Annotated in this window: 25 protein-coding genes and 2 pseudogenes; 10 read left to right on the plus strand and 17 right to left on the minus strand. The window is 60.3% G+C overall.

Annotated elements, in window-relative coordinates; translation table 11 throughout:
• Window positions 1-74 precede the first annotated feature (74 nt).
• Window positions 75-2222, plus strand: coding sequence for a phosphocholine-specific phospholipase C (locus ACK6AU_RS04620; RefSeq protein ID WP_409297974.1), 2148 nt, complete (start codon window positions 75-77; stop codon window positions 2220-2222).
• Between the two features lie 206 nt (window positions 2223-2428).
• On the opposite strand, the gene ACK6AU_RS04625 is transcribed toward ACK6AU_RS04620, so the two are convergent.
• Entirely contained in the window at window positions 2429-2695 is a 267-nt protein-coding gene (locus ACK6AU_RS04625) for a hypothetical protein (protein ID WP_185700902.1), read from the minus strand.
• A gap of 355 nt (window positions 2696-3050) precedes the next feature.
• On the opposite strand from ACK6AU_RS04625, the gene ACK6AU_RS04630 reads away from it, so the two are divergent.
• A complete protein-coding gene (locus tag ACK6AU_RS04630; RefSeq protein ID WP_185700901.1) occupies window positions 3051-4376 on the plus strand; it encodes a sigma-54 dependent transcriptional regulator in 1326 nt (441 codons plus the stop codon).
• 64 nt (window positions 4377-4440) lie between these two features.
• Here ACK6AU_RS04630 and ACK6AU_RS04635 read toward each other — a convergent pair whose 3' ends face one another.
• From ACK6AU_RS04635 to ACK6AU_RS04675, 9 genes are all read right to left on the minus strand, one after another.
• Window positions 4441-5736 (minus strand): hypothetical protein, encoded by a 1296-nt coding sequence (locus tag ACK6AU_RS04635; protein WP_185700900.1) that lies wholly within the window; start codon window positions 5734-5736, stop codon window positions 4441-4443.
• Window positions 5737-5783: 47 nt separating this feature from the next.
• A complete protein-coding gene (locus ACK6AU_RS04640; protein WP_185700899.1) occupies window positions 5784-6524 on the minus strand; it encodes a hypothetical protein in 741 nt (246 codons plus the stop codon).
• 45 nt (window positions 6525-6569) lie between these two features.
• A complete protein-coding gene (locus tag ACK6AU_RS04645) occupies window positions 6570-7256 on the minus strand; it encodes a C39 family peptidase (protein ID WP_185700898.1) in 687 nt (228 codons plus the stop codon).
• Between the two features lie 63 nt (window positions 7257-7319).
• Window positions 7320-8288 carry a heme utilization protein gene (locus ACK6AU_RS04650; RefSeq protein ID WP_185700897.1) on the minus strand — a complete coding sequence of 323 codons (969 nt, stop codon included), beginning with the start codon at window positions 8286-8288 and terminating at the stop codon, window positions 7320-7322.
• A gap of 63 nt (window positions 8289-8351) precedes the next feature.
• Window positions 8352-8930, minus strand: a complete 579-nt coding sequence (locus tag ACK6AU_RS04655; protein WP_409297978.1) for an adhesin — start codon at window positions 8928-8930, stop codon at window positions 8352-8354.
• A 1-nt stretch (window position 8931) separates the two neighbouring features.
• Window positions 8932-9375 (minus strand): hypothetical protein, encoded by a 444-nt coding sequence (locus tag ACK6AU_RS04660; protein WP_185700895.1) that lies wholly within the window; start codon window positions 9373-9375, stop codon window positions 8932-8934.
• A gap of 321 nt (window positions 9376-9696) precedes the next feature.
• Window positions 9697-10221 (minus strand): AAA family ATPase, encoded by a 525-nt coding sequence (locus ACK6AU_RS04665; protein ID WP_185700894.1) that lies wholly within the window; start codon window positions 10219-10221, stop codon window positions 9697-9699.
• Complete coding sequence (pnuC, locus tag ACK6AU_RS04670) at window positions 10218-10781, minus strand: nicotinamide riboside transporter PnuC (protein ID WP_185700893.1); 564 nt, start codon at window positions 10779-10781, stop codon at window positions 10218-10220. Before pnuC ends, ACK6AU_RS04665 begins: the two co-directional genes overlap by 4 nt.
• A gap of 118 nt (window positions 10782-10899) precedes the next feature.
• Window positions 10900-12534, minus strand: coding sequence for a methyl-accepting chemotaxis protein (locus ACK6AU_RS04675; protein ID WP_185700892.1), 1635 nt, complete (start codon window positions 12532-12534; stop codon window positions 10900-10902).
• A gap of 284 nt (window positions 12535-12818) precedes the next feature.
• On the opposite strand from ACK6AU_RS04675, the gene ACK6AU_RS04680 reads away from it, so the two are divergent.
• Together ACK6AU_RS04680 and ACK6AU_RS04685 are read left to right on the plus strand one after the other, a co-directional pair.
• A complete protein-coding gene (locus tag ACK6AU_RS04680; protein WP_185700891.1) occupies window positions 12819-13649 on the plus strand; it encodes an undecaprenyl-diphosphate phosphatase in 831 nt (276 codons plus the stop codon).
• The gene (locus tag ACK6AU_RS04685) at window positions 13646-14068 is read left to right on the plus strand and encodes a DUF1294 domain-containing protein (RefSeq protein WP_185700890.1); all 423 of its coding nucleotides are present in this window, start codon (window positions 13646-13648) and stop codon (window positions 14066-14068) included. The genes ACK6AU_RS04680 and ACK6AU_RS04685 overlap by 4 nt, the downstream gene beginning before the upstream one ends.
• Here ACK6AU_RS04685 and ACK6AU_RS04690 read toward each other — a convergent pair.
• Window positions 14065-14409, minus strand: a complete 345-nt coding sequence (locus ACK6AU_RS04690) for an MmcQ/YjbR family DNA-binding protein (RefSeq protein ID WP_185700961.1) — start codon at window positions 14407-14409, stop codon at window positions 14065-14067. The genes ACK6AU_RS04685 and ACK6AU_RS04690 overlap by 4 nt on opposite strands.
• 14 nt (window positions 14410-14423) lie before the next feature.
• Window positions 14424-15332, minus strand: coding sequence for a LysR substrate-binding domain-containing protein (locus ACK6AU_RS04695; protein WP_185700889.1), 909 nt, complete (start codon window positions 15330-15332; stop codon window positions 14424-14426).
• 129 nt (window positions 15333-15461) lie between these two features.
• Here ACK6AU_RS04695 and ACK6AU_RS04700 point away from each other — a divergent pair, with 129 nt between their 5' ends.
• Window positions 15462-16073, plus strand: coding sequence for an FMN-dependent NADH-azoreductase (locus ACK6AU_RS04700; RefSeq protein WP_085597559.1), 612 nt, complete (start codon window positions 15462-15464; stop codon window positions 16071-16073).
• A gap of 253 nt (window positions 16074-16326) precedes the next feature.
• Window positions 16327-17358 (plus strand): dienelactone hydrolase, encoded by a 1032-nt coding sequence (locus tag ACK6AU_RS04705; RefSeq protein ID WP_185700888.1) that lies wholly within the window; start codon window positions 16327-16329, stop codon window positions 17356-17358.
• Window position 17359: 1 nt separating this feature from the next.
• Here ACK6AU_RS04705 and ACK6AU_RS04710 read toward each other — a convergent pair whose 3' ends face one another.
• The 3 genes from ACK6AU_RS04710 to ACK6AU_RS04720 form a co-directional block, all read right to left on the minus strand.
• The gene (locus ACK6AU_RS04710) at window positions 17360-18547 is read right to left on the minus strand and encodes an MFS transporter (protein WP_409297983.1); all 1188 of its coding nucleotides are present in this window, start codon (window positions 18545-18547) and stop codon (window positions 17360-17362) included.
• A 177-nt stretch (window positions 18548-18724) separates the two neighbouring features.
• A complete protein-coding gene (locus tag ACK6AU_RS04715; protein WP_409297985.1) occupies window positions 18725-20311 on the minus strand; it encodes an ABC-F family ATPase in 1587 nt (528 codons plus the stop codon).
• Between the two features lie 12 nt (window positions 20312-20323).
• The gene (locus ACK6AU_RS04720; protein ID WP_409297987.1) at window positions 20324-20785 is read right to left on the minus strand and encodes a tyrosine-type recombinase/integrase; all 462 of its coding nucleotides are present in this window, start codon (window positions 20783-20785) and stop codon (window positions 20324-20326) included.
• A 168-nt stretch (window positions 20786-20953) separates the two neighbouring features.
• On the opposite strand from ACK6AU_RS04720, the pseudogene ACK6AU_RS04725 reads away from it, so the two are divergent.
• Window positions 20954-21139: pseudogene (locus ACK6AU_RS04725) on the plus strand (tautomerase family protein); the annotation flags it as partial.
• Window positions 21140-21262: 123 nt separating this feature from the next.
• Here the strand turns inward: ACK6AU_RS04725 and ACK6AU_RS04730 are convergent.
• Window positions 21263-21541: pseudogene (locus ACK6AU_RS04730) on the minus strand (winged helix-turn-helix transcriptional regulator); the annotation flags it as partial.
• Window positions 21542-21875: 334 nt separating this feature from the next.
• On the opposite strand from ACK6AU_RS04730, the gene ACK6AU_RS04735 reads away from it, so the two are divergent.
• From ACK6AU_RS04735 to ACK6AU_RS04745, 3 genes are all read left to right on the plus strand, one after another.
• A complete protein-coding gene (locus tag ACK6AU_RS04735) occupies window positions 21876-22481 on the plus strand; it encodes a glutathione S-transferase family protein (RefSeq protein ID WP_409297989.1) in 606 nt (201 codons plus the stop codon).
• A gap of 217 nt (window positions 22482-22698) precedes the next feature.
• Window positions 22699-23928: a benzoate/H(+) symporter BenE family transporter gene (locus ACK6AU_RS04740; RefSeq protein ID WP_409297991.1), complete on the plus strand. Its 1230-nt coding sequence runs from the start codon at window positions 22699-22701 to the stop codon at window positions 23926-23928.
• A gap of 851 nt (window positions 23929-24779) precedes the next feature.
• Window positions 24780-25091, plus strand: a complete 312-nt coding sequence (locus ACK6AU_RS04745; protein WP_185699960.1) for a hypothetical protein — start codon at window positions 24780-24782, stop codon at window positions 25089-25091.
• Between the two features lie 248 nt (window positions 25092-25339).
• Here ACK6AU_RS04745 and ACK6AU_RS04750 read toward each other — a convergent pair whose 3' ends face one another.
• The gene (locus tag ACK6AU_RS04750; RefSeq protein WP_409297993.1) at window positions 25340-25972 is read right to left on the minus strand and encodes a polysaccharide lyase family 7 protein; all 633 of its coding nucleotides are present in this window, start codon (window positions 25970-25972) and stop codon (window positions 25340-25342) included.
• Window positions 25973-26027: the final 55 nt, after the last annotated feature.

The raw sequence follows: 26027 nt of genomic DNA on the forward strand, positions 1-26027 counted from the left end.
GCATTGTTATTAGAAATGAATACCTTGCAGGCAGCGTTATAGACCGCGTTGCAACCACAAGGACTCATTGACCCATGCCCGATATTTCACGCAGGAAGCTCTTGCAAGCCGCCGCCATCGGCTCGTTCTTTTCATCTTTGCCGGTTTCCATTCGCCAGGCCCTGGCAATACCGGCGAACAATCGCACAGGGACGATCAAGGATGTCGAGCATGTAGTCATCCTGATGCAGGAAAACCGTTCCTTCGACCATTACTTCGGTACTTTCCCCGGTGTACGCGGTTTCAGCGACCGCTTCACCATCCCGTTGTCCGGCCAGCGTGAAGTCTGGGAACAGCAGGGCAAGGGCCGGGTGGTCATGCCCTATCACCTGGACAGTTCCCGGGGCAACGCCCAGCGGGTCAGCGGCACGCCCCATACCTGGAGCGATGCCCACTCGGCCTGGAGCGACGGCCGCATGAATGCCTGGCCGACCTACAAGACCAACACCTCCATGGGCTACTACAGCGAGCAGGAGCTGCCATTCCAGTTCGCCCTGGCCAGTACCTTCACCCTGTGCGATGCCTACCACTGCGCGGTGCATGCCGGCACCAACCCTAACCGGCTGTTCCTCTGGACCGGCACCAACGGGCCGACTGGCGGGCAAGTGGCTGCCGTGGTCAATGAGTGGGATGGGCCGGGGCCAGTGAATGTCGGTTACACCTGGAAGACCTATCCCGAACGCCTGGAAGAGCAGGGCGTGAGCTGGAAGGTCTACCAGCATCTGCCGGACAACTTCGGCGACAACCCGCTGGCAGGCTTTCGCCAGTATCGGGCCGCCAGCGTGCAGGTGGGCAACCCGGCCCAGCCCCCCAGCGGCTTCAATGCCTTCGTTCCCTATACCGACGCGCTCAATGCCGTGGCGCCGCTGTACAAGGGCAACGGCAATACCTTGCCGGCCAGCAGTGGCAGCAACCTGGAGGCCATCATCGGCGGCTTTCGCAGCGACGTGCAGGCCGGCAAGTTGCCCCAGGTCAGCTGGATCGTGGCCCCGGCGGCCTATTCCGAGCACCCGGGGCCGTCGAGTCCGGTGCAGGGCGGCTGGTTCACCCAGGAGATCCTGCAGGCCTTGACTAGCAACCCCGAGGTCTGGAGCAAGACCGTGCTGCTGGTGACCTATGACGAAAACGATGGCTTTTTCGATCATGTGCCTTCGCCCTCGGCACCTTCCCAGCGCAAGGACGGCAGTTTCGCCGGCAAGTCGACCCTGGCGTTCGACAGCGAGCTGTTCAAGCATCCGGCTCCGGCGGGCTCGACCCAGCAGCCGCGGCCGGACGGCGGGGTCTACGGACCCGGGCCGCGGGTACCGATGCTGGTGCTTTCACCCTGGAGCCGCGGTGGTTGGGTCAACTCCCAGGTGTTCGACCACACCTCGGTGCTGCAATTTCTGGAAAAACGCTTCGGCGTCCGTGAGCCGAATGTCAGCGCCTGGCGCCGCGCGGTATGCGGCGACTTGACCTCGGCGTTCAACTTCGTCGATCCCAACCACGAGCCACTGCCAGCGCTGCAAACCATCACTCGCCAGGCTGCCGACAGCCTGCGCCAGCGCCAGGAAAAACTGTTGCCGGTGCCGGTGCCGTCGACCAGCAAGCAACTGGTGCCGCAGCAGAAGCGCCTGGCGCGTCCTTCACGGGCCTTGCCATATCGCTTGCACGTCGATAGCCAGATCGACCATAAGGCCCGGACCTTGTCCCTGAGCCTGCAGAACACCGGCGCCCAGGGGGCCGTCCTGCATGTCTACGACGGCTTGCACCTGGCGGATATTCCCCGCCGTTATACGCTGGAGGCCGGCAAGGCGTTGCAGGACAGCTGGACAGTGGTCGAGCGCTACCAGCTCTGGGTTCTGGGCCCGAACGGGTTCCACCGCAGTTTCCACGGCCAGGTGCAACAACGTCAGCCGGAGCTATTGGTGACGTCCAGCCAGCACCAGTTGCAACTGACCCTGAGCAACCCTGGTGGGCAGGCCGCGACGGTCAGCATCGATCGTTGCCCTTATACCCAGCAGGGCCCGTGGACCTTGTCGATTCCGGCCGGGGGCGAGGTGCGCCAGGTGTTCCCCTGCGAGTCCAGCGGTGGCTGGTATGACCTGACCTTGCACAGTGATGGCGGCTGGTTGCGCAGGGTTGCCGGACGCCTGGAAACCGGCGAGCACAGCATCAGCGATCCACTGATGGGACGGCCATGAGCGAGGCCCAGGGAAAAATAATCGGAATGGCTGGAAACAGCAGTTCGTGGAGTACCGGAATGGTTTGCACGAGATGCTTGCTAGAACAACCAGGGCAACTAATGCCGCAACAGGGGCAGTTATAGGGAAGGTCAAGCGTAAAGCTTGCTTAGTTGCTGGCTTAGAACAGCGGATCACCCGTTCGGGTGATCCGTTAACAGCATCGCTTACTTGGGCATGGCCCAGGATTGCAGTGCGTAGCCTTCCTGGCTCAGTTCGGCACGTGCCTGGTTGAGCAGGGTTTCCAGCTGGGCTGGGTCGGAGTAGGCGCTGCTGGGGATTTGCGCATGGCCGATACGGGTGCTGGTACGGTCGATGACGGTCAGGCTCAACTCGCCGTTACCGTCCTGTGGAGCCCAGGCCACGCATTGGAAAGGCTTGAATGCGCGGTCGGCGATCAAAAGTGCTTCGTTGATACGGAGCGGGGCGTTCATGGGGTCTTCTCTCTATGGTGCCCAATCAAATGATGTGCCGTCGGTTGGGCTTACCGTTCGGCTGGTTATTTGTACTGATGCACCGAGGTGGGGGACGGGTCACACTGAAAAACAAGTTTTTACGTCTTTCGTGCGCAAGCCCCGGGGCAGAGCCCTTAGTTGCGGGGGGTTAAAAAAATAACTGCGACAATCGGTCGCTCAAGTGGCCCTCTCAAGTGGCACTTTAGTTCCTTTGGCAATCAGCGCTATAAGCAATCGATACATCCGTGCGTCAAGTTCTTGCTAATGTTACTGCCAGGTTTGCCAAACCACTGTTTCTAATAACTTTTCCTCACTGTGGCGGCAAGGAACAGTCATGCTCGAAGCTCCCGTGCAGCGTCGGTTGCTGGTGGTCGATCCCTGTGATGATTGCCACCGCTTGTTGCCTGGCTTGCGCACCATCGGTTGGGATGTCGACAGCTGTGACCTGGAGTCCGCCCGCGAGCGTTCCTGTGATGTCGGCTTGCTGCGCCTGCAACCTTTCCACTTGGAGCGCCCGGAAGCGGTCAAGGACCTGATCAGCCGCAGCGGCACCGAGTGGATCGCGGTGCTGAGCCAGGAAGTCCTGCGCCTGCAAAAGGTCGGTGACTTCGTCTGCGAGTGGTTCTTCGATTTCCACACCCTGCCGTTCGATGTGTCCCGGGTCCAGGTGACCCTGGGACGGGCGTTCGGCATGGCCCGCCTGCGCGGCCAGGGCTCGGTCCATGTGGATCAGCCCGAACACGAGCTGCTGGGCGACAGCCGTACGATCCGCGATCTGCGCAAGTTGCTCGGCAAGCTGGCGCCCACCGAGTCTCCGGTATTGATCCGTGGGGAGAGCGGCACCGGCAAGGAGTTGGTGGCGCGTACCCTGCATCGCCAGTCCCTGCGTTACGACAAGCCGTTCGTGGCCATCAACTGCGGGGCCATTCCCGAGCACCTGATCCAGTCCGAGCTGTTCGGCCATGAAAAGGGCGCCTTCACCGGTGCCCACCAGCGCAAGGTCGGACGCATCGAGGCGGCCAACGGCGGCACGCTGTTCCTCGACGAAATCGGTGACTTGCCCTTGGAACTGCAGGCCAACCTGCTGCGGTTTTTGCAGGAAAAACACATCGAACGGGTCGGTGGCAGCCAGCCGATTCCGGTGGATGTCCGGGTGTTGGCCGCTACCCATGTGGACCTGGAACAGGCCATCACCAGCGGACGGTTCCGCGAGGACCTGTATTACCGGCTCAATGTATTGCAGGTGATCACCGCCCCCTTGCGCGAGCGCCATGGTGACCTGGGCATGCTGGCCAGCCACTTTGCGCATTTCTACAGTCAGGAAACCGGCCGCCGGCCCCGCAGCTTCAGCGAGGACGCCCTGGTGGCCATGGGCAAGCACGACTGGCCGGGCAATGTCCGCGAGTTGGCCAACCGGGTGCGGCGTGGCCTGGTGTTGGCCGAAGGGCGGCAGATCCAGGCCGGCGACCTGGGGCTGCAGGGCTTGTCGACCCAGGATGCGCCCATGGGCACTCTCGAAGACTACAAGCACCGTGCCGAACGCCAGGCCCTGTGCGATGTGCTGAACCGCCACAGTGACAACCTCAGTGTGGCGGCCAGGGTCCTGGGGATCTCGCGCCCGACCTTCTACCGTTTGCTGCACAAGCACCAGATCCGCTAGGGCGGAAAAAGGCCAAGGCCCGCAGCGATTGGGGAGTCGCTGCGGGCCTTGGCTTTGGGGCCGTTCAGAAGTAGTAGGGGAATTTCAGGCTGAAGGTGAAGTCCGGCGCGTCCTGGGTCATGCCCAGCGACAGGTTGGGCACGATGGTCAGGTGATCGGTGGCGGCGATGGTCATGCCGACGTTGAAGTACGCGGCGTTGGCGTCGCTGGACTGCACCGATTGCCAGTCCTGGTTCTTGTACTTGATCTTGCTCTTGCGCTGGACCTGGTCGGAAACCGAGAAGGCCATACTCATCTTCTCGTTCAGGGCGAAGGCTACGCCGGCGCCGACCTGGAAGCTGTCGCCCAACTTGACCTTCCCTGGGGACTTCTCGACCGGATTGGGGCTGATGTCGCTGAACGAGTCTTCCATGTTGTAGGTGTAGGACAGGCTGCCGAACAACACCGCGGGGTCGAAGGTCTTGACCAGGGAAATCCCCGGGGTGATGGCCCAGACGCCGTTGCCGGTCGGCAGGCTCTCCGGTACGGCCAGGTTGCTGTTGTCCTCTTTCCTGACAAACTTGATGCCGAAAGGGTCCTTGCCAGTAGGGGCCTTGACCCGCAGGCTGACCACGGCATCGGGCAGGCTCTCGGACTCGTCGAGGAATTTATAGGCGACCCCGACGTTGACATCCCCCAGGGTCGGGTTGCGGGTGACGGTATCTTCCGAAATGCGCTGCCCAGAACCGCCACTGGCACCGGCGGACGAATAGGTGGATTCGCGGTAGATCACCGGGGCGTTGATATCGAACTGCCAGCGATTATCCAGGTTGTAGCGGGCGGTCAGGTCCATGGTCCAGGTATCGGACTTGATCCGGTCCAGGTTGATGCTGCCCAGGAAGATCGAATCCAGGGCCAGGAAGCCGTTGAGGGTTAGCTGGCGAGTGTCGTAGCGGGCGTAGGTCAAGCCGGTCTCGAAGCTGAACTTGCCGCCGCCGAAGAAGCCGCTGGCCTCGTCGTAGAGGTTGGTCACACTCTGGGCTGGAGTCGAATCATCCTTGAGCGACTGCCCATAGCTGGCGCCACCGCCAGCACCGCCGGAGGCTGCAGTGGCTCCGGTACCGGCTACCTGCTGGTTGCCCTTGAGATCGGCCGGGGATTTCACCAGGCGTCTAGGTGGTGGCGCAGCGGGCTGGTCCTCGACCTGCCGGACCCGCTGTTCCAGTACTGCCAGGGCTTTCTGCTGCACTTCATAGCGCTGCTTCAACTCCAGAAGCTCTCGTTTCAGGGCCTCTACATCCGACTCAGGCGCTGCTTGCAGCGCCATCGGCAGGAGAGTACTCAAACAAACTGCCGCGCGCAGTGAAACCGATCGATACATGAAATAAACCGTCCCTTGTAAACCCCAATGGTCGAGAGCAGCGTAGTTCAGAATTTCAAATTGCGTAGTCCGTTCAGCGTCGTTAAGTTGCAGTCCAGCGCGCCGGTGCTGGGACCGTTATTTTGTAGGACAACATTGAGTTGCGTGAGGTTGTTCACCAAGTTGCTGTTGCCCAGCAGTCGAGTGTTCTGCAGGACGTTGCCCTGGGCTACTTGTTGCAGGCTACTGCCCTGGTGGGCGCTGGCCTGGATGGCCATCTGGATGCCGCCGCTGAGCGCCGAGACCGAAACAGTGCCAGCGGCGTTGCTGCTGGTAATGGTCTGGCCACTGAGCAGGGCCTGGCCTGGATTGTTGACCTGGACCGGCGCCTGGTTGGCCTCGCTGACGTTGATGCTGACATTGTTGTAGGCGCTGTTGCCGTCGCCCGCGGCGCGCACCACCTGGGTCACGCCTTGGCCGCTGCCCAGGCCAGCACCGCCGATCACATTGCCGGTACCCTGGGCCGGCGCGCTGCCGTTGCCGGCCTGGTTGATGGTGGTCACGTAGAACTGTGGCTGGACGGTGGACTGCTGGATCTGCAGGGTGCTGCTGGCGCCGATCAGGTCGCCGCTGGCATTGCGCCATGTGCTGTTCATGACGATGCCGAAGCTGATGATGCGCCCGGGCATCACATAACGGCCGCGCAGTTGCGAGAGTTCCTGGTCCTGCACTTCGATGGGCTTGAAGCCCGCATGGGCCGGAAGAGCTGCTGCCAGGCAGGCCGCGGCCAGCCAGTATGAAGTCTTCATCTGCTGCTCCCGGAGCATCCTGCCCCTTTCTAGTTGTCTGGGCTTCTAGAAGAAGTCGCTTTGGATGAAACCGAAATCCATCAGCTCCGCATCTTTGACCGGGTAGAAGGCATCGAGCTTGTTTTTCGCGGTCAGCGGGACGGGTGGGTCGAGCAAAGCGTTGGCCTTGTCATAGCCGGGGCCGATGATGGCGAAGACGATGCCATTCCAGCCCTTGACGAAATCATCGCGGGTGTAGCGTTTATGGCCCAGGACCGGGTCACCGATGTATACCCAGTCTTTCTGGGTGCGCTGCAGCACCACGAAGTGCTTGTAGCCGCGGATCTCCATCAGCACGATCACCGGGATGCTCACGGCATCGAGCTTGTCGGGCGGGATCCGGTAACCGCGGGCGCGCATGCCGATACTTTCGGCGTAGCGCTTCATGTCGAGCATGGAAAAACCCTGGGTCTGGACCAGTTTCTGGTCCGAAGTCATCAACATGCCCTTGATCACATGCTCTTCGTCGACATCCAGCCAGTAGGCCTGGCGCAGGATGGTCGCCAGCGAGGCGGCACCGCAGCTGAAGTCGGTCTTCTGTTCGACGAGGTCGGCGAACTTGCGCTCGCGTACGCTTTGTACCTTCTTGAAGAGCAAGCCACCATCGGGAAGCCCGGCAAAGGCCATCTGCGCAGCCTGTACATGTACCGGACCACAAAGGCTGAGCGCCAGGATGAGAAGTGCAGTACGCATGATCGTTACGCCTGGTGAGACTGTGGAAAAGCCCCGTTTCCGGGGCTTTCGTTACGATCGCGACTACATGCAGGCTTTGCAGCCGGCGGCGATGGACAGCGAGTTGCTTTGTTGGTTGCCCACGCCAGCCGATACGTTGGCGCCGCCGTTGCCGGAGAAGCCGTTCATCGAGTTGGTCATGCTGGCGTTGTTGACCACAGGTGCTTTCCAGCCGTCTTTGGTCAGCACTTGCTGGGTCCAGTAGCCGGCCAGTTCGATGGAGCCTTGCTCCTTGAAGGTGAATTTCTGATCATCGTTGCCGTGGCCTTTGTTGCCATGGCCATGATCGTCGTCGCCTTCGATCTTGCCGGTACCGGTGCCTTTGTAGCTGCCGGAGGCTACGAAGCCACCGCTGAGGGTGTCTTTCTTGTAGGCCTGGACCCCTTTGTTTTCCACGACCAGGTTGGTTGAGGACTGGTTGGCCGAGGTGGCGGCGGTGGCTACACGACCCCCGGATACGGCGATCGCCAGGTTGTTTTTCTGTTGGTTGAAGTCGCCGGCGGTGACGTTCATGCCCAGGTTGCCCGAGCCGTTGTTGCCGGAGTTGTTGAGCACGGCATTGTTTTGGGTGGAAGAGTTCTTCACATAGTTGTTGTTGTTCAGCTGGGTGGCGCTGGAGACAGCCACTGCGCTACCGAAGATGAAGCGTTCATCGGCGGTGGCCAGGGCGGCGGCGTTGTCTTGTTGGTTGCCATCGCCGGCGGCGACGTTGGCGCCCATGTTGCCGTTGGAGCCGTTGAGCGAACCTTCGATCTTGGCGTTGTTGTTGGTGCCCTGGTTTTTCACCACGTTGGTGTTGCTGTCTTGCACATCGATGACTGCGGCACCGGCCCCGGCGGTGATTTGCAGCAGAGTGTTGAGATCCGGACCTTGGTTGTGGTGGCCATTGTCATGACCATGGTGACCGTTGTTGTTCCCACCTGCCTGGGCAGCCATTGCCATGACGGCGGCCAGGGCGAAAACCAGTGGTTTGAGAGCCATTGTTGGTTTCATGGTGTTTCTCCGGTGCTTATTAGTTGGTTAAGTGTTGGTACTTTCCAATCGCACTACGAAGGGTCAGTCTGCGACCCGGATGCTCAGGGTGTTAGCCATCTGGTTCCCCACCCCGGCACTCTGGTTCACCTGGACGACTCCCCGGCTGCCGGTGAAGGCCTGGTCGCTGGTAACGACCTGGCGGCTGCCTTGATGGGTATCAGGTGCTCCTGAGTTCGGTAACAGCGTGACGTTCTGCTGCGAGAGCGCGCTGTCGTCCATGCCCTGCGGATTGGCGCTGATACTGATCCGCAGGGCATTGGCCATCTGGTTGTTGGCGCCGGACGACTGGTTCACGCCCAGTGCGCCGTTGCCGTTGCTGAAGGAGTTGCCGCCGATGGTGCTGGTGGCGTTGACCGAGCGGTCGGCGGGCGTCGTGATCTTCTGGGTTACGCCGGTGCTGGCACTGGCATTGGTACCGATGGCGATGGCCCGCACGTTGGTCTGTTGTTGCTGGTCGCCGGCGGCCTGGTTGATGTTGAGGTTGCCTCTGTAGCCTGCGCCGGAACTGCTCAGGGTCGCGGTGTCTTGAACCGGGGCGCCGTTATCGGCCATGGCCGAGGTGCAGCCCAGCAGCGCCAGCAGGATCAGTGAGAGCTTCATCTCAACGACCTCCGATGTTGTTCAGCGGCGCCATGGCAGAACCCATGGAACGGTTGATCGAATTGGAGATCGACGCCCCGGAGCCACCGCCATGGCCCGCGCTCATGCCAGGCAGGCCGTTGGGATTGGTGACGATGTTCATGCCGGGCACCCCGTTGCCATTGGGCATCACCGCCCCGCGCACCAATGCGCCGCTGCTGATGCCGGCAAAGTCGTTGTCGCTGATTTCGCCATTGGTCATGCCGGTGACGACCCCTGAAGGGTTGGCATTGACGGTGGTGGGATTGTTGTCGAGGTTGCGGGCGCGGCCGATCGGCGTTGCGTACATCTGGCGTTCAAGGACGATTTCGCCATTGCCTGCCGCCAAGGCCGGAAGGCTATGCACTGCACCGATGGCGCAACCGATCAGCAACAGGCGGGTGAAACTTTCATGCAGAGTCCCCACGGCGGCATTCCTTCTTCTCAGTGCTGGCCCTAGTCAGCGTTGAGAGGGATAGAGCAGGAGCCGTGCCGCTTTTTATTTGTTTCGCCTAATCAAATACTTGGAGAAACAGCTCGATGCCGGCGCGGGCAGCTGTTTCAAATCTGAGACAGGACAGGGTCAAGGCCATTGGCCATAGCCGGGACGATGCTCTGGAATGCGGGTTGTCGAGGGGGTGTATCAGCGGTGCAACAGTTTTGCCTGGAAGCGGCAGCGCCCCCGGAAAATGGCGCTCCGCTCAACCCAGGAGTGTTTCAGAAGTGGACACTGGCAAGCGCTGGATGCTCAGCCCAGCAATTGTTGCCGGACCAGCTCGAAGGCCTGGCGGTGACGCATCGACCAATCGCCGCCGATGATCCTGTAGGCTTGCTGGTGTTGCTCCAGCCAGTGCCGCGTGGCCTGGAAGAAGGCCTGGCGTTCCTCTAGTTCCGGTTGGCAGCGCAGGCCGTCGGCGCTCCAGGGAACGTCCTCTGGCGACAGCAACAGATGCAGGTCGTAGTGCCGGGCCAGCAGCTGTTCTTCGAGCCAGGGCGGGCAATCGTCGAACAGTGCCCGGCTCCAGAGGATGTTGCTCAACAGGTGGGTGTCGAGGATCAGCAATTCGGGTCGTTGCGCCCGCGCCTGATCCTCCCAGGCCAGTTGGCCCCTGGCGATCCGGGGAATGTCCGCCAGGCAGGTATCGCGGCGTTCCTGCTCCATGAAGTGGCGCACGTATTCACCCACCAGCAGGCCGCCGAAATGGGCTTGCAGCTCGGCCGCCAGCCAACTCTTGCCGCTGGATTCCGGACCGGTCAGAACCAGTACCTTCATGGCTGCAGGGCCGGATCGGCGCGCCAGGTCCGCCAGCCCTGGATGGCCAGCAAGGTGAACAGGGCATATAGCGCGGCGGTGAGGTACAGCTGCTTATAGATGAACAGGCCGACGAAGATCACGTCCACGGCGATCCACAACGGCCAGCACTGCACGCGTTTTTGCGCCATCCACCATTGCGCAACCAGGCTGAAGGCGGTCAGGGCTGCGTCCAGCCAGGGTTGCGCGGCGTCGGTCCAATGAGCCATGGCCGCCCCCAGCACCAGGCTGCCGACCGCCCCCAGGGCCAGGCCCTGGAGCAGGGCGGGGAACTCTAGCTGGCTGACCGGGCGTCCCTGGTGCCGGTCGCCGCCGCGGGTCCATTGCCACCAGCCATAGAGCTGCAATGCGGCGTAGACCACCTGCAGCAGCATGTCGGAATAGAGCTTGACCTCGAAGAAGATCCAGCTGTAGAGCAGCACCATGACCAGGCCGATGGGCCAGCACCAGGGGTTTTGCCTGACTGTCAGCCAGACGGCGATGACGCCGAGCGCAGCGGCAAACAGTTCAAGCCCGGACATGATGGTTCCTTGGGAAGGGGAGGAGGGGGCGGATTGTACCCAGACTGGCCAGCGGCGTCAGGTGTTGGCCGAATCCACCGGCGGGATGCGCAGCGGCGGATTCGGATGGCCCGGCGGATCAGACGCGGAACTGGCGCAAGAGGCCGTTGAGCTGTTCGGAGAGCTCCCTGAGATGCCGGCTGGCGGTGCTGGAGTGCTGGGCCGCCAAGGCCGTCCCCTGGGACAGGCCGGCGGCCTGGCCGACGTTGTGGTTGATGTCTTCGACCACATGGGCCTGTTGCAGCGTAGCGCTGGCGATCGAGGCGTTCAGTTCGTTGAGCGTGTGCAGGACCTGGCCGATGGCATTGAGGCTGGAACCTGCCAGGCCGGCTTGTTCGATGGTCGCCTGGGAGGCCCGGCTGCTATCGCCGATGACCCGTACCGCGGCCTCGGAGTGGCTCTGCAGGCGCTCGATCATGCCCTGGATTTCCGCGGTGGACTGCTGGGTACGCTGGGCCAGCAGGCGCACCTCGTCGGCCACCACGGCGAAACCGCGGCCCTGCTCGCCGGCGCGGGCGGCCTCAATGGCGGCGTTCAAGGCCAGGAGGTTGGTCTGCTCGGCGATGGAGCGAATCACCTCCAGCACCGTGCCGATCTGGGTGCTCTCGGCCGCCAGGGTGCGGATCACCTCCACGGCCTGGTCGATGGTCGCCGACAACTGGCCGATCTGCTGCAGGCTGCTATCGATATTGACCTGGCCCTGCCGGGCCTGGCCCTCGGCCTCGCGGACCCCTTCGGCGGCATGCTCGGCGCTTCGTGCCACATCCTGGACGCCAGTGGTCACCTGGCTGATGGCGGCGGCCACTTGTTCCATCTGCAGGGATTGTTGCTGGCTGCGCTCCTGGGCCTGCGAGGCATTGCTGCCCAACTCGCTGGAGGCTTGTTCCAGGGCGGCGGCGCTGGACTGCAATTGGGTGACTACGCCACGCAACTTGGCGGTGAAGCCATTGAAATGCCGGGCCAACTCGGTCACTTCGTCCTGGCCATGGGTGTCGAGGCTGCGGGTCAGGTCGCTCTCGCCGCTGGCGATATTGGCCATGGCATGCACGGTCTCGCGCAATGGGCTGACGATGCTGCGCACGATCAGCACCACCAGGGCACCCATCAGCAGGGCGATCACCAGGCCCACGTAGGACGCCCGCAGCACCTGGGCCTGGAACTCCTGTTGCAGGTCATCGATGTACACCCCCGAGCCGATGATCCAGCCCCAGGGCTGGAACAGCTGGATGTAGGAAGTCTTCTGTACCGGTTCCTGGGCACCGGGCTTGGGCCAGCGGTAGTCGACCATGCCGGCGCCCTTGGCCTTGGCCAGGGTCACCATCTGGTTGAACACCTCGAAGCCGTCCGGGTCCTTGATCGATGCCAGGTTCTGCCCGTCGAGCTTGGGATTGGCCGGATGCATGATCATCACGGGGGTCAGGTCGTTGATCCAGAAGTAGTCGTTCTGGTTGTAGCGCAACCCGCGAATCGTCTGCAGCGCCTGCTGTTGCGCCTGCTGGCGAGTCAGGCTGCCAGCGGCTTCCAGGCCCTGGTAGTAATCGAGCACGCCAGCGGCGGTCTGCACCACATGCTGGGTTTTCTGCGCCTTGGCCTGGTACAGGTCGCCATGAATCTGCTGGAGCATCATCACGCCCAGGGTTACCAGGGTCAGTAGCGCCACGATCAGGATCAGCCACAGGCGCTGACTGATGGACATCTTTCGCAAGCTTTTCATCATCCGGTCACTCCAGGTTCTTGTTCTTGTCATGAACGATTTAGAGCATCCAAGCACGCTTGGCCCTGAGCGCCTACTCTACGGAAGTCCAATAACGCGACGACGCTTTTTGCGCCTGTCTGCTAGGATTTCGGCGCCTTCGCGCAAAACCTGAACAATTCTGGCTTTTTCACATAATTTTCATGGGCTTGTGTTGATCTTTGACAGGCCGGGTTCCCGGCCAATTTCACTGCAGTGAACATCTATAAAGAGGCATGCCACGAGCATTGCTTCATGGGGGATCGATGGACCTTTGGACCGCCTTTCAGGCATTGCTACTCGGGATTGTGGAGGGCTTGACCGAATTCCTGCCCATCAGCAGCACCGGACACCAGATCATCGTGGCCGACTTGCTCGACTTTGGCGGCGAGCGGGCGATGGCTTTCAACATCATCATCCAGTTGGGGGCGATCCTGGCGGTTGTCTGGGAATTCCGGGGCAAGATCCTGGATGTGGTGATGGGCCTGCCGACCCAGCCCAAGGCTCGGCGCTTCACGGTCAACCTGTTGATCGCCTTCCTGCCGGCCGTGGTGCTGGGGGTGATTTTCGCCGACCTGATCCACGGCTACTTGTTCAACCCCATCACCGTGGCCACCGCCCTGGTGGTTGGCGGCATCATCATGCTGTGGGCCGAACGCCGCGAGCATCAGGTGCATGCCAACAACGTCGATGAAATCACCTGGAAGGACGCCCTGAAGGTGGGGTTCATCCAGTGCCTGGCGATGATCCCGGGAACCTCGCGGTCCGGCTCGACCATCATCGGCGGCTTGCTGTTCGGCCTGTCGCGCAAGACCGCCACCGAGTTCTCGTTCTTCCTGGCCATGCCGACCATGGTCGGGGCCGCGGTGTACTCCGGCTACAAGTACCGGCACTTGTTCCAGCCCGATGACTTGCCAGTATTCGCCATCGGTTTCGTTACCGCCTTCATCTTCGCCATGATCGCCGTCAAGGGCTTGCTGAAGTTCATCGCCAACCACAGTTATGACGCCTTCGCCTGGTACCGCATCGCCTTCGGCCTGTTGATCCTGGCGACCTGGCAGTTCGGCTGGATCGACTGGGCGGCGGCCAAGGCGTGAAGGCTTCCCGATCCGAGCAACGCCAGGGCAGCTCCGGGCGGATCCAGCATCCCCGAGCCAAGCTGCTGGTGTTCATCCTGCTGTGCGCCTTGCCGTTGTATGGGGCGCTATCGCTGTGGTGGCGCGACGGCTCGGTCATTGCGCTGGCAGCCTATGGTGCGGTCAGCCTGTCGACGTTCCTGGCGTATTGGCATGACAAGCGCCAGGCCCGGGAGCAGGGCCAGCGCACGCCGGAGAACATCCTGCATGCCCTGGAGCTGGCCGGTGGCTGGCCTGGGGCGCTGCTGGCCCAGCAGTTGCTGCGGCACAAGACCCGCAAGCTGTCCTACCAGGCGCTGTTCTGGCTGATCGTCGCCTTGCACCAGGTGTTCTGGATCGACCGGTTGTTCTTGCAGGGCGGTTGGTCGAGGCTGCTCTAGAGCAAGAGCCCGACCTGGGTCCGCTTGGGCAACTTGGCCACCACTAGCTGGTGGGAACGTTGCAGCAACTGCTGCAGTTCGGCTGCGGCCAGCGGGTAGGGGGCCTGCATGATGATCCAGTGGGCGCGGGCCAGGTACGGTGCTGGCGCTATGCCTGGGCGATCCACATGGCCCAGGAACAGCTCCGGATCGACCTTGAACGCCAGTGACTCGCCCCGCAGGTTCTGCATGGCGAACATCTTGTTGCCGGCAACGGAAAACACCCGCACGCCACCCCACTTGTAGTCTTCCCGCGCACCTGGCAGGTCCAAGCAGAAACTCGCCACTTGCTCTTCGGTCATTCGGGTATTGGCTTTCACAGCGATCGTTCTCCACATTCTTCGAAGGCTTCCTGCAAGTGCTCGATCCAGGCCCGGACGGCCGGCAGCACACCGCGTCGATGAGGATAGACCGCTTGCAGCCAGCCACCGGGCAGCGACCATTGTGGTAGCAACTGCACCAGTTGACCGCTGGCCAGTTCTTCCTCGCAATACAGCATTGGCAGTACGGTGCAGCCCAGGCCGGCCAAGGCGCAGGCCCGGCGCACGATGAAATCGTCGATGCCCAGCCGCGCCTCCAGGGCCAGTTCGCAGGTGTTGCCTTGCTGGTCCAGCAGGCGCAGATGCACCAGGCGATCGGCTTCCAGGGCACCGAGGATCGGCAGGCGGCGCAGGTCCTCGGGGTGCTCCACGGGATGTGCGCCCAGGAAGGCGGGCGAGGCTACCATCGCCGTTTGCGCCGGACGCAGGCGGCGAGTCACCAGCAAGGGGTCCTCATCGCCTTGTTCCCGCACCCGCAGGGCCACATCGATGCCTTCGTTGACCAGGTCGACGCGTCGATTGACCAGCAACATCTCCAATTGGACCTGGGGGTACTTCTGCAGGAAACCGCTCACCAGGGGCGTCAGCAGCTCATGGGCCAGGCCCACCGGGCTCGAGACCCGCAACCGTCCACGAGGCTCGTTGGCCATGCTGGCCACGGCTTCATCGGCCATCTCCGCCTCCAGCAACATGGCCTGGCAATGCCGCAGGTAACGCTCGCCCACCGTGGTCAGTTTCAGTTGCCGGGTGGTGCGCTGCAGCAAGCGCGCACCCAGGCGCTCTTCCAGCTCGGCGATCCGCCGCGAGAGGCGTGACTTGGGAATGCCCAGGAGGCGGCCGGCCGCGGTGAAACCGCCGGCCTCCACCACTTTGGCGAAATAGTAGAGATCGTTGAGGTCTTGCACTGGATCGGCCTTATTGTCCTGCTGATGGGACTAACTATCGCATTTATGCTGACTAATCATCCATTGGTTTCATGGGTAGGATTGCCAACATTCGATCGCCAAGCGGCGGTCCTCACTTGGAGAATCCAGATGAAACTGTTGCATATCGATTCCAGCATTCTTGGCGACAACTCGGCTTCGCGTCAGCTCAGCCATAGCGTGGTGGAGGCCTGGAAGGCCGCCGAGCCGCAAGCGGTGGTGACTTACCGTGACCTGGCCGCCGATGCCATCAGCCATTTCTCCGCCGCCACCCTGGTGGCCGCCGGCACCGTCGCCGAACTGCGCGATGCGGCCCAGGAGCACGAGGCGCGGCTCAGTGCCCAGACCCTGGAAGAGTTCCTGGCTGCCGACACGCTGGTGGTCGCGGCGCCCATGTACAACTTCACCATCCCCAGCCAGCTCAAGGCCTGGTTCGACCGCATCGCGATATCCGGCAAGACTTTCCGTTACACCGAAGCCGGCCCGCAAGGCCTGTGCGGCGACAAGAAGGTGATCGTGGTGTCCACCTCCGGCGGCCTGCATGTCGGCATGCCTACCGGTGTCGGGCACGAGGACTACCTGAAGGTGATGTTCGGTTTCATGGGCATTACCGATATCGAGTTCGTCCGTGCCCATGGCCTGGGTTATGGCGAAGAGGTGCGCAGCAAGGCCATGGCCGACGCCCAGGCGCATATTCGCGGGTCGCTCTTCGCGGCCGCGTAAGGCTTGTGTAAAGACGCTTTCACGCACCCGCAGGGCCACTAGACTCTGTATTCTGGTCATCGCTTCAGGTGATCGGGGTACGGAGTTTTTTATTGGTTTTTCCAGGTTTTCTGGCTCGGGTTATGCAGGTTGAAGAGGGTTGCTTCTTTAGCCCGCGGTTCCGATTCCAGGACGAATCCCCTCCAGAGCCTTGGCGGCAAGGGATGGCACGGGCAACCGGCATTCTCGATCCTGCGACTAAGGTGGGTGTGTGATGAGCGGTCGTTGTGCAATGTTACTGATCTGCCTGTTCAGCGGCATGGTTTCGGTGCAGGCCGCTCCTCACCCGCATTGGAGCGTCGGCTTTCACGAGTTGAACTTTCTCGACCCCCTTGACCAGCAACCGATGCGCGCCATCGCTTTTTACCCGTCCACCGGTATCGAGCACTCCAGCCAGTTGGAGGGTTACCGGATCGGCGCCTCCCGCGATGCCAAGATCGCCATCGGCCGCTTCCCGATGCTGATGCTGTCCCACGGCAATACCGGAACGCCCCTGGCCCTGCATGATCTGGCCACCTCCCTGGCGCGCAAGGGGTTCGTGGTGGTGGCGGTGATTCATCCCGGGGACAACTCCAAGGACCATAGCCGCCTGGGCACCCTGAGCAACCTCTATGGCCGGCCGATCCAGATTTCCGAAGCCATCACCGCGACCCTGGCCGACCCGATGCTGGCCCCATTCGTCAATGCCGAGCAAGTCGGGGTGATCGGTTACTCCGCCGGCGGCGAGACGGCGCTGATCCTGTCCGGCGCCACTCCAGACCTGGATCGCCTGCGCCGCTATTGCCGGGAGCGGCCGACTGACCGGGATGCCTGCAATACCCAGGGTGAGTTGATCGTCGACCGCGACGACCTGCAGCCGGTGGCCGATCCCCGGGTGCACGCCTTGCTGTTGATGGCGCCGTTGAGCCTCAAGTTCGGTCGCCAGACCTTGTCCGGGGTGCATGTACCGGTGTTGCTGTACAGCGGCGACGGCGATCAGTTGGTCGCCCTGGACAAGAACGCCGCGGCCCTGGCGCGCAAACTGCCGGTGGCGCCGGACTTCAAATTGTTGGCCGGAGCCGGGCATTTCGTGTTCATGGCGCCCTGCAGCGCTGAACAACTGGCGGCCATGCCGTTGCTGTGCACCGACGCCGATGGCGTGGATCGGGTCGACATCCACCGCAACTTGATTTCCGAGGCGGGCAGGTTCTTCGCCCATACCCTGGGCAAGCCTAGCCGGGCTGGCATGCAGACTGCCGACCAGTGATTCAGGCCATGGCGCGATGCTTGAGCAGCAGGGTCAGGCCCAGGCCGGTGACGGACAGCAGGGCGGCGCAGAAAAAGATCCATGCATAGCCAAGGTTCAGCGCCACCGTGCCCATCAAGGGCCCGGCGACCGCCAGCGCGAGGTCGAAGAACACCGCGTAGGCGCTCAAGCCGGCACCCCGGCTGCTGTTGGGCACCTGCTTGATGGCTTCCACCCCCAGGGCCGGATACACCAGTGACAGGCCGAAACCGGTCAGACCGGCCCCCACCAGTGCCCAGGCGGGCGAGGGGGCGAGCCAGAGCAGGCCGAGCCCCAAGGTCTCGACGCTCATGCAGGCGATTGCCGAACGAAAGCCGCCAAAGCGGCTGATGCTGGAAATGAACAGCAGGCGCGAGCAGATGAAACACACGCCGAACACCGTCAGGCAATAGGCCGCACCGTCCCAGCCCAGGTTCAGGTAGAACAGGGTGATGAAGGTGGTCAGGGTGCCATAGCCGATGGAGGCCAGGCTCAGGCTCACGCCGAAAGGCGCGATTCGTCCGAACACCGCCCAGAACGGCAGGCGCTCACCCCGCACCACCGGTACCGATGGTTTGCTGCGGATCAACAATAAGGCCAGCAAGGCTAGGGTTGAAAGCGCAAGGCCCAGGCTGGCGAAACCGTATTGCTGGACCATCACCACTCCCAGCGGCGCGCCAATGGCGATGGCGCCGTAGGAAGCGATACCGTTCCAGGAGATCGACCGCGCGGTATGTTCCGTGCCGACCTGGCCCATGCACCAGCTGATGGTACCGACCCCGATCAGGCCCTGAGCCACCCCCAGCAGCAGGCGGCCGCCCAATAGCACCGCCAGGCTTAGCCAGGGCAATTCCTGCAGCCACACTGACACCAGGGTCAACATGCCGCTCAGCAGGATGCCCAGCAAACCGTAGACGATCGAGCGCTTGGTGCCGACGGTATCGGACATGCGTCCGGCCAGGGGGCGGCTGAGCAGGGTGGCCAGGTACTGGGAGCCGATGGTCAGGCCGGCGATCACGGCACTGAACCCCAACTGTTCGTGGACATAACCTGGCAGTACGGCAATCGGCAGGCCGATGCAGAGAAAGGCGATGAAGGTATAGAAGACGATGGAAACGATCTGCAGGGTGATCGCCATGGAGCTTTGCGCGGATGTCTGGGGCTCGGGCATGAAGGCTCGTTCGCGGGCGGCGGTTAGAGGGCCGCATCATCGCGTGCCGCGAAGTTAAAGGAAAGCAGGCTAACTATTCATTCCCATCCGGTCTCTTCTAGGCGGCAGTGCGGAAAACCAAAAAGCCCCGTCACGCTGGACGGGGCCTTGTCTTGCGACTCACCGGTTGCCGCTGTTTTAGAACAGCAAGCCCTGGCTACGCAGGTAGTCGTCGTAGGTGCCACTGAAGTCGGTCACGCCGTTCGGGCCCAGCTCGATGATGCGAGTGGCCAGGGACGATACGAACTCGCGGTCGTGGCTGACGAAGATCAGCGTGCCCGGGTAGTTTTCCAGTGCCAGGTTCAGCGCTTCGATGGATTCCATGTCCAGGTGGTTGGTCGGTTCGTCCATCAGCAGCACGTTGGGCTTCTGGCAGGCCAGCTTGCCGAACAGCATGCGACCCTGTTCGCCACCGGAAAGTACCTTGACCGACTTCTGGATTTCGTCGGAAGAGAACAGCATGCGACCCAGGGCGGCACGGATGTTCTGCTCGCCGCTGGTCCACTGGCCCATCCATTCGAACAGGGTTTCGTCGGTCTCGAAATCGTGGGCATGGTCCTGGGCGTAGTAGCCAGTCTCGGCGCTGTCGGTCCACTTCACGTTGCCCGAATCCGGGGCGAGCTCACCGACCAGAGTGCGCAGCAGGGTGGTCTTGCCGATGCCGTTGGGGCCGATGATGGCCACGCGCTCGCCGGCTTCCACGGTGAAGCTGAAGTCCTTGAACAACTGCTTGTCTTCGAAGCCCTTGGACACTTTCTCCAGGGTCACCGCCTGGCGGTGCAGCTTCTTGTTCTGGTCGAAACGGATGAACGGGCTGACCCGGCTCGACGGCTTGACTTCCTCCAGCTGGATCTTGTCGATCTGCTTGGCACGGCTGGTGGCCTGCTTGGCCTTGGAGGCGTTGGCCGAGAAGCGGCTGACGAAGGTCTGCAGCTCGGCGATCTGCGCCTTCTTCTTGGCGTTGTCGGCCAGCAGGCGCTCGCGCGCCTGGGTCGAGGCGGTCATGTACTCGTCGTAGTTGCCTGGGAACAGGCGCAGCTCGCCGTAGTCCAGGTCGGCCATGTGGGTGCAGACACTGTTGAGGAAGTGCCGGTCGTGGGAAATGATGATCATGGTGCTGTTACGCGCCGTGAGGATGTTTTCCAGCCAGCGGATGGTGTTGATGTCCAGGTGGTTGGTCGGTTCGTCCAGCAGCAGGACTTCCGGATCCGAGAACAGCGCCTGGGCCAGCAATACCCGGAGTTTCCAGCCCGGAGCCACTTCGGTCATGGGGCCGAAATGCTGTTCCAGGGGGATGCCCAGGCCCAGCAGCAGTTCGCCGGCGCGGGACTCGGCGGTGTAGCCGTCCATCTCGGCGAACTCGGTTTCCAGCTCGGCCACGGCCATGCCGTCTTCTTCGGTCATTTCCGGCAGCGAATAGATGCGATCGCGCTCGGCCTTGACCCGCCACAGCTCCTCGTGGCCCATGATCACGGTGTCGATGACGGTGAATTCTTCATAGGCGAACTGGTCCTGGCGCAGCTTGCCCAGGCGTACGTTCGGCTCGAGCATGACCTGGCCACTGGAGGGCTCCAGGTCGCCGCCGAGAATTTTCATGAAGGTCGACTTGCCGCAACCGTTGGCGCCGATCAAGCCGTAGCGATTGCCGTTGTTGAACTTGACCGAGACGTTCTCGAACAGTGGCTTGGCGCCGAACTGCATGGTGATGTTAGCTGTGGAGATCAATTACTTTACCTATCAAGGGTTTGCGAGCCGCGTATTTTGCGCTTGGGCCATTCCTGGGGCATTTAGGAGCTTTTCCATTTCGCCCCAATCGCCGCTGGAGTTGAGCCACCGGGCATAGGTCGAGAGCAGCATTTGGACGCTGTGTCCAAGCTGTTGAGCAATAAAGGCGGGGTTCATGCCAGACATTATGCATATTGTCGCATAAGTATGACGGCAGTTGTACGGCGGTCGATATCGGACGTTTAGCCGATCAAGTGCTGGACCCCATTGCTTGTGAGGATCTGAGGTCTGCCTTGTGCTGGCTAATCTTGGAAGGAGGAAAGACGTAGGGAAGTCCTTGAGGGATCCGCTCCCTGATTTCCGGCGCTCAACATACCGCTCAGCGAACTCCAGGGCGTGTAGCGCTCGATCATTGAGCAGCACGTATCGGTTCTTTTTTGTTTTGATGCGTTCTTCGATTACGGCCACTGCCATAGAGCGAGCGGCGCATGAACCTGGCGCTTCACTAGGCCAACAGCATCCCAGCGCAGTGCCGCGACCTCTGAAACGAAGAACTCGAGACTCCCACCGATCGTTACCAGAAGGGATTCGACAAGCTTCGCTACGATCTATGATCGTGGGTAGCCCGTAACCGGCGTAACCCAGTTGCTAAAAGACATTCTGGACAAAGACCCGGCCCTGACCTTCGTTGTGATCAATGAGGTCAACCTCGACAACTGGGGGAGGCTGGTGAATCTTCGAGTGAGCGTACCCGACGCAACACGCTGGAAACCGTTAACAAGAACACGCAGGGTGTATACGGTAGGCATCAATGGGTGTTTCAGGTAGGAAGCAGTAGCGCTGATCACATCAGAGATGGCCCTTGAATGGTTTTCTGGGGCATTTGCTGGCTGCCCCCGCTGCTCCTCAAATTGACCGCAAAGATGCTTTGGACATTTGTCCGTGCGCCCACTAGCCCTGGGCCATCCCCAGTTCCTTCAGTCGATGGCCAACGTTTGCGATTGCTTCAATTGCCGGCATCAGTTCCTGGCCGTGGAGCGAGAGGCTGTACTCGACGCTGGGCGGGGAGGTAGATAGTACTTGGCGGATGACAACGCCGTCCGTTTCGAGCTTCTTCAGGCGCGCGCTGAGAACTTTGGCTGATATTTCAGGGATATCTCCCCTCAACTCCGTGAAACGCCGGGGCTGTCGGCTCAAATACCAAATTATGTTCGGGGTCCAGGCCCCGCCGATGATGGCCAAACATACACTTAGCGGGCAGCCTTCGGGCGGCGGCTTAACGTGATTGCGACGTCTCTGAAGCATGACTGACATCCTCGAAAACATGGTTACCACCTGGTAACCGCTTATTCTTAAAAACGGCTGGATCTCGGTATACAAAGGAAACCGAAGGCGTCTAAAATTCGTCAAGTGGAACTTTAATCCATACGCAAAAATTTGGAAATACCAATCAAGTTCAGTTGGCAAGAGCCCCCACGGTTTCTACAAGTTAAACGGAGCGGGGTGGCATATCTTTCCACTTTCATTCATGAAGTATTAGTTCGCTTAAAATAAGGGAATATCTATGTATAAGCTATATTACATGCCCGGCGCCTGTTCGTTGGCCATCCACGCATTGCTCAATGAGCTGAAGCAAGACGTCGAAGTAATTGACCGTAGCAAGGTGGTTGACTTTGACAAGCTTGACTCCCGTGGAATGGTGCCGATTCTTATTGATAACGGACAAGTTATTCGCGAGGGTGCCGCCATCATCCTTTATCTTCTCGAGAAGCACAAAAATAGCATGTTGCCTGAAAGCGGCCTGGAAAAAGCCCGCTTCGTTGAATGGGTCATGTTTGCCAACGCAACTATGCACCCTGCGTATGGTCGCTTGTTTTTCATCGGTAAGACCCTGGCCGACGGTCCAGTCAAACAGCAGGCACTGAACGCGGCTAGTGAGGCGATCAATAGTCTCTGGCAAGCAGTCGAGCGTCAGTTGAAGAGCGAATCTTATCTGTTTGGTGCAAAAATTTCGGTTGTGGACATGATGCTGGCTGTTTATGCGGGCTGGGGTAAATACTTCCCGGTCGACATTGTCATGAGCGAAAAAGTGCGCAATATGATTGCAGCGGTTAACGCTCATCCTGCATTCATTAAAGCAATTCAAGAAGAAACTGCTGCCTCTGCATAAATGTCGCGCTGAATCGGAAAGCATTAGCTTGTGTAGTGCTTTCCGCGTTCAAGGTCAGTTTCAATTGCGCAACCAACTGAACTCAGCCGACATGATCGGGTGGGGCAATATGAATATTGTATCGGTCGGTCGATCGACTTGATGGCCGTATCAAAAATTTCCGTCTCTCGGACCGGGAGAGCGTTGAAGTTGCCGGCGGCTTCACACAGGACATTGCATGAGCTTTTTCAAAGATCTATCCCTATCGACCATTAACGCCGGATTTGTGACTGTCCTGGTCGGATTCACCAGCTCGGCTGTCTTGGTCTTCCAGGCTGCTCAATCCTTGGGGGCAACGCCTGCGCAGGTGGGTTCATGGATGCTGGCTCTTTGTATTGGCATGGGGGGCGCTGGCATAGCTCTGTCCTTACGTTTCAAAGCGCCAATAGCCATTGCCTGGTCGACGTCTGGCGCAGCCATACTGATAAGCGCTAGTGCAGGAGTATCTTTACAGGAAGCCACTGGGGCGTTCATCGTCTGCGGCGTTCTCACTGCCGTTTGTGGTTTTAGCGGGGGGGTCGAGCGGGTCGTCAAGCGCATTCCTGTCGAGATTGCCGCGGGCATGCTGGCCGGCATTCTATTACGCTTTGGCCTTGATGCTTTTGCTGCAATGAACTCCCAGTTCGCGTTGGTATTTCCAATGCTGGTGGCTTATCTGCTGGCAAGGCGTCTTATGTCTCGATATGCCGTCGTGATCCCTCTTGTTGTTGGAATCTGCCTCGCAGCCTCGAAGGACATGTTGAACTTCAAAGGTATAGAGCTGAATCTGGCTTTGCCTGAATTTGTCGTCCCAGTATTCAGCCTGAAGACAATGGTCGGTGTGGCGCTACCCCTGTTTGCTGTGACCATGGTGTCGCAAAACCTCCCGGGCTTAACGGTTTTGCGTGCAGCCGGGTATGAAACCCCAAGCTCTCCACTGATTGGCTGGATCGGCATCGTTACCGTTGTGCTTGCCCCATTTGGCGCTTATGCGTTGAATCTAGCGACTATCACCGCGGCCATTTGCTCCGGCAGAGAAGCGCATGAGGACAAAAAGAAGCGCTACATTGCTGCTGTAGCTGCAGGTTTTTTTTACTTGGTCGTCGGGATATTCGGCGCGACCGTTGCTGCACTCTTTGCTGCTTTCCCGCAAGAACTGATACTGGCCACTGCTGGCCTAGCGCTGATCGGTACTATTGGCAATGGCCTGGCCACGGCATTGCAGAGTGAAAAATACCGCGAGCCCGCACTCGTTACATTTCTGGCCACTGCATCCGGGATCACGATTCTGGGTATCGGATCCGCCTTCTGGGGCATGCTGGCAGGTGCTCTGGCTATGTTGCTACTGCATGCCTGTCCTGGACTCAAGATCTCCCTTCCAAGTCTGTTCGATCGCAAATCAGTAAAGCCGGAAGAAGAGTTGGAATAATCACTTGCACTCTGCGAAACCTGAGGTTCCGGCGTTTGCGTAATCGGTTTGCCGGGGGAGGGCGTTGCTAGCGAATGAGCAACATCGATTTCCTAAAACGAGGTAGCAAGCGTACGAGCACTCTGCAAACAGTCATGGGCGCGTGTTGGTTGCTGTACCTGGCTCCGTAGGCATGTTAGGGCACTCATCTGCCCATCGCGTAACCCTCATGTCATTTAGGTGCTCGCCGATAGTGTCGACACGCAGGCAAGTGCCTTTGTTTGAGTAGAACAAGATGCAGCGCGAACTATCGAGGGAGCAGGTGTCGACCTCGAAAAACTTGTGTGCAACCAGCTCCCGTTCCACGCCACTGTATTCATAAGCATCAGAGGTATGCATCAGTGTCGGTTGCCAACCTTGTTTGACTAACTGAGTCCTGGCCACGACAAAAGACTCACCGCTGGTAATGCCAGCGGGTCCCCCTTTGTCGTTCATCGGCAGCAAGCCACCGGCAAACGCTACACCGATACCGGTGCAGTAAAGTGCGACGAGTGCAAGGATCGAAGTCTCGATATCTCTAAGGCTAGGTGTCAACTCGGTGAGCTCCATCACTCCGGTATGCTTAGGCGACGGGTAATCCTGATCAACGTCGTCTGCCTCTCTGTCCCTGTGATCTGTTCAGCGTGCGTGGTACCGGCGTCCGCTTTCAAGGCGGGCTAAATTGTTTCGTAGCGATGGAGCGATGTGAAGAGCAGCCGCTTGATTGTAACCCTGCATCCCTTATTCTGAAGCGGCACAAGACTTTGGAGCCGCTGGTACATGAGCGAGCTGGATTGTCAATCTGACCGAACCACTAGTCACGGATGGCTTTTATGCTTACGAACTTGGGAAATCATGACCTCCAAAAAATTGAAGAGCTGTTCCTGCTTGCGGTCGACCACAAGGCATGTTCGATTTCAGGCAAGTCCGCTAAAACTCAAATAAAGAATATGACGGCGAGGCTCAAGGGGGCCAATCTTCTAACAGACGACAGCCTGATCACCTATTTCGATGATTTGGTTACCGATCCGAAAGTTGAAAATCTGGCTCGCCGCAAATCGGTATGCAGGGTAATCAATGCAGCTTATGGCGTAGGTACGCAACTGGCTGGAAACGCTGCCTCGTTGGAGATGTACTTGGTTTAACCGGAAAACTGATTGTGGAAAAACCCAGCAATGTGCTGGGTTTTCTATGTCTGTAAACGGGTTTCCAGACTTTCTAGGGACGGGAAGTTCAAGCGGCCTGTTTGGTCAGGCTGAACTTCTCGCCTCGGGAGGTGATTGCAAGAGTCGCTACGAATGGTATTGGCCACAGACTGATGTCCTGGTCTGGGGCAGTTCTCCATTCGAACTTGCGGGCATCCTGCACCTGCGGCGTTTTGAGGCTGTGGTCGTCAGCCTTGCAGCGCGCCGTTGTATACGTCAAAGGACTCGTAAACCACCCAGCCGCCTTCGGTTGCCGGCCCTTCGTTGTCGATCACATAAGAGCCCGCCTTGAAGTAGAACGGGTATTTATCCCAGGACTTGCCGACTGTCATGTTGGCGCTGAGGGTGTCGAGAGAAGCGCTCAGTTCGCCGTGGGCATCGACCTCAACGTGGTAGTCGAACGCCTGGCCCAGCGTGACAGGCTTCTTCAACAGAGTCTTGGCCAGGCCTCCCGGTGTGCTACGGGTCTCGATCCGTACGAAGCCGTCCCACCAGATCACCATCAGGAACGGATTGGGAGCGTTGAGGGCATGGATCTGCCCGACGATGACTTTGCCACTGGATGGAGCGGCCTCCACGCGGACTCGGCCGCTCATGGCGTGCCTGGCGCTGCCGCGCGGCCAGTTGAACGAGACAGGGGAGTCAGGGAGGGTCTGGCGACTCTCGGTGCGCGGGGTCTTGGAGGTTCCCGAGGTGCCGCCTTGGACCGAGCACCAGTAATTGGTGTGGCCGTTCTGGTCGATCCAGAACAGATTCTGTGGCGGACGCTCCGGATAGAGGTAGAGGGTGCCGTGGGCGATGATGCTGCCGAAATTATTCATGCTTTTCCTTATGGTCCTTGGATATGAAAACTCGCAGTTCTTTGCAGGTGCTGCG

This window comes from Pseudomonas sp. KCJK8993 (assembly GCF_046230915.1).
In the GTDB taxonomy this organism is placed as follows: Bacteria; Pseudomonadota; Gammaproteobacteria; order Pseudomonadales; family Pseudomonadaceae; genus Aquipseudomonas; species Aquipseudomonas piscis.

What these genes read in the sequence shown, in the direction of transcription:
- ACK6AU_RS04625 (WP_185700902.1), bottom strand. Translation starts at nt 2,695, where the DNA reads ATGAACGCCCCGCTCCGTATCAACGAAGCACTTTTGATCGCCGACCGC.
- ACK6AU_RS04675 (WP_185700892.1), bottom strand. Translation starts at nt 12,534, where the DNA reads ATGAAAAGCTTGCGAAAGATGTCCATCAGTCAGCGCCTGTGGCTGATC.
- ACK6AU_RS04700 (WP_085597559.1), top strand. Translation starts at nt 15,462, where the DNA reads ATGAAACTGTTGCATATCGATTCCAGCATTCTTGGCGACAACTCGGCT.
- ACK6AU_RS04705 (WP_185700888.1), top strand. Translation starts at nt 16,327, where the DNA reads ATGAGCGGTCGTTGTGCAATGTTACTGATCTGCCTGTTCAGCGGCATG.
- ACK6AU_RS04655 (WP_409297978.1), bottom strand. Translation starts at nt 8,930, where the DNA reads ATGAAGCTCTCACTGATCCTGCTGGCGCTGCTGGGCTGCACCTCGGCC.
- ACK6AU_RS04745 (WP_185699960.1), top strand. Translation starts at nt 24,780, where the DNA reads ATGCTTACGAACTTGGGAAATCATGACCTCCAAAAAATTGAAGAGCTG.
- ACK6AU_RS04740 (WP_409297991.1), top strand. Translation starts at nt 22,699, where the DNA reads ATGAGCTTTTTCAAAGATCTATCCCTATCGACCATTAACGCCGGATTT.
- pnuC (WP_185700893.1), bottom strand. Translation starts at nt 10,781, where the DNA reads ATGTCCGGGCTTGAACTGTTTGCCGCTGCGCTCGGCGTCATCGCCGTC.
- ACK6AU_RS04710 (WP_409297983.1), bottom strand. Translation starts at nt 18,547, where the DNA reads ATGCCCGAGCCCCAGACATCCGCGCAAAGCTCCATGGCGATCACCCTG.
- ACK6AU_RS04680 (WP_185700891.1), top strand. Translation starts at nt 12,819, where the DNA reads ATGGACCTTTGGACCGCCTTTCAGGCATTGCTACTCGGGATTGTGGAG.
- ACK6AU_RS04665 (WP_185700894.1), bottom strand. Translation starts at nt 10,221, where the DNA reads ATGAAGGTACTGGTTCTGACCGGTCCGGAATCCAGCGGCAAGAGTTGG.
- ACK6AU_RS04750 (WP_409297993.1), bottom strand. Translation starts at nt 25,972, where the DNA reads ATGAATAATTTCGGCAGCATCATCGCCCACGGCACCCTCTACCTCTAT.
- ACK6AU_RS04690 (WP_185700961.1), bottom strand. Translation starts at nt 14,409, where the DNA reads ATGACCGAAGAGCAAGTGGCGAGTTTCTGCTTGGACCTGCCAGGTGCG.
- ACK6AU_RS04640 (WP_185700899.1), bottom strand. Translation starts at nt 6,524, where the DNA reads ATGAAGACTTCATACTGGCTGGCCGCGGCCTGCCTGGCAGCAGCTCTT.
- ACK6AU_RS04720 (WP_409297987.1), bottom strand. Translation starts at nt 20,785, where the DNA reads ATGGCAGTGGCCGTAATCGAAGAACGCATCAAAACAAAAAAGAACCGA.
- ACK6AU_RS04635 (WP_185700900.1), bottom strand. Translation starts at nt 5,736, where the DNA reads ATGTATCGATCGGTTTCACTGCGCGCGGCAGTTTGTTTGAGTACTCTC.
- ACK6AU_RS04650 (WP_185700897.1), bottom strand. Translation starts at nt 8,288, where the DNA reads ATGAAACCAACAATGGCTCTCAAACCACTGGTTTTCGCCCTGGCCGCC.
- ACK6AU_RS04630 (WP_185700901.1), top strand. Translation starts at nt 3,051, where the DNA reads ATGCTCGAAGCTCCCGTGCAGCGTCGGTTGCTGGTGGTCGATCCCTGT.
- ACK6AU_RS04735 (WP_409297989.1), top strand. Translation starts at nt 21,876, where the DNA reads ATGTATAAGCTATATTACATGCCCGGCGCCTGTTCGTTGGCCATCCAC.
- ACK6AU_RS04620 (WP_409297974.1), top strand. Translation starts at nt 75, where the DNA reads ATGCCCGATATTTCACGCAGGAAGCTCTTGCAAGCCGCCGCCATCGGC.
- ACK6AU_RS04645 (WP_185700898.1), bottom strand. Translation starts at nt 7,256, where the DNA reads ATGCGTACTGCACTTCTCATCCTGGCGCTCAGCCTTTGTGGTCCGGTA.